This is a genomic window from Bradyrhizobium sp. in8p8, from assembly GCF_000426845.1.
GTDB lineage: Bacteria > Pseudomonadota > Alphaproteobacteria > Rhizobiales > Xanthobacteraceae > Bradyrhizobium > Bradyrhizobium japonicum_C.
Genome location: NZ_AUGD01000050.1, coordinates 1 through 1,475, shown reverse-complemented (window position 1 = coordinate 1,475; position 1,475 = coordinate 1). Strand labels below are relative to the sequence as shown.

The 1,475-nt window shown below is 63.4% G+C and carries 1 protein-coding gene and 2 pseudogenes; all 3 read right to left on the bottom strand.

Annotated elements, in window-relative coordinates; all coding sequences use genetic code 11:
- Positions 1–811 (bottom strand): annotated as a pseudogene (locus K408_RS0136710) (IS3 family transposase); the annotation flags it as partial.
- Positions 735–1,019 (bottom strand): hypothetical protein, encoded by a 285-nt coding sequence (locus K408_RS42560; protein ID WP_155248816.1) that lies wholly within the window; start codon positions 1,017–1,019, stop codon positions 735–737. The pseudogene K408_RS0136710 and the gene K408_RS42560, both read right to left, overlap by 77 nt.
- A gap of 218 nt (positions 1,020–1,237) precedes the next feature.
- A pseudogene (locus tag K408_RS43210) lies at positions 1,238–1,475 on the bottom strand (U32 family peptidase); the annotation flags it as partial.

Here is a 1,475-nt window from a genome sequence, read left to right as displayed (position 1 = left end):
CCGTTGTCGGACAGGCACATCGCCGGCCGGCCGCGCCAGGCAATGATGACATCGAGCTCGCGTGTGGCCCGCAGGCCCGGCAGCGAAGTATCGGCGACGAGCGCCAGGCATTCGCGAGTGAAGTCGTCGACCACAGCCAGAATCCGGAACCGTCGGCCATCGGCGAACGCATCCGACAGAAATTCGAGACTCCAGCGCTGGTTGGCGCCTTGCGGGATCGCCATTGGCGCCCTGGTGCCGAGCGCCCGTTTGCGGCCGCCACGCCGGCGGACTTGCAGCCGTTCCTCGCGATACAGACGTCGAAACTTCTTGTGGTTCATGACCAGCCCCTCGCGGCGCATCAGCACCAGCAGACGACGGTAGCCGAACCGGCGGCGGATGGCGGCCAGTTCGCGCAGGCGGGCGCGCACGGCCGCATCATCGGCTCGCCCGCTGCGATAGCGCACCGATGCGCGATCTGCCCCCAGGGCTTTGCACGCCCGCCGTTCGCTCACCTCGAAGGTGGTCCGCAGATGAGCGACGGCCTCTCGCCTCGCGGCGGGCGTCACCATTTTTTTGACGCAACGTCCTTGAGCATGGCGTTGTCGAGCATTGCCTCGGCCAGGAGCTTCTTCAGCTTGGCGTTCTCGTCCTCCAATGCCTTCAGCCGCTTGGCATCGGATACCTCCAGGCCACCGTACTTGGCCTTCCATTTGTAGAATGTTGCGCTCGAGATCCCGTGTTTGCGGCAGACATCAGCCGTTGCCACACCCGCCTCCTGCTCCCGCAAAATCCCGATGATCTGCTCTTCCGTGAACCGACTTGGCTTCATGGTCCGTCTCCTCAGAGGTGACGGACTCTACCCATTCTTGGAGGAGTTTGCGGGGCTCAGACCAGGGTTTGCCGACCAGCACCGGCACGAATTGCGTGAGGGCGCCACAGACGCACTTGCTGAGCCAGCCGATGGCGATGATATGGACGAGGACGAGCGTATCAGACGCGGCGATATCGACGGCCGGAAAACTCAAAACCAGCGACATCAGCGCCTCGGCCGCAAACAGGTCGCGACCGCGAAGTAGCTCACGGTCTATGTCGAGACGTTGCCGCCCATTATCATCTGACGTCCTCCCGAGCCCGGAAGGCCTCACCATGGTACGGCCACATCGGCGGTCCTTCCCGTGGAGTTCTTACACATCAGGATAGGGGCGGCGGAGCACCCGCCTCATTGTTCGAGAGCAAACTTTGTGCAGGTTTCAGGTCACGTCCCGGTGACAAAGCGCGCTTCTGATCCTGAGTGCGGCTGATGCGAAACGCCAGCCGCGCCGTGGAGGAAACCATTGGAGAACGGAACGTTCGGATAGACTTCGGCCAAGCGCCGGGTTCCCCTTTCCGCGTCGTCCTGGCCCTCCACAACGTCGCGAAATGTCCGCGCGACCGCAATCATGTCGCAGTGCTGAGGCGACAGGCGTAGCGAGCTCACGGCAGCAGTGCGCAAC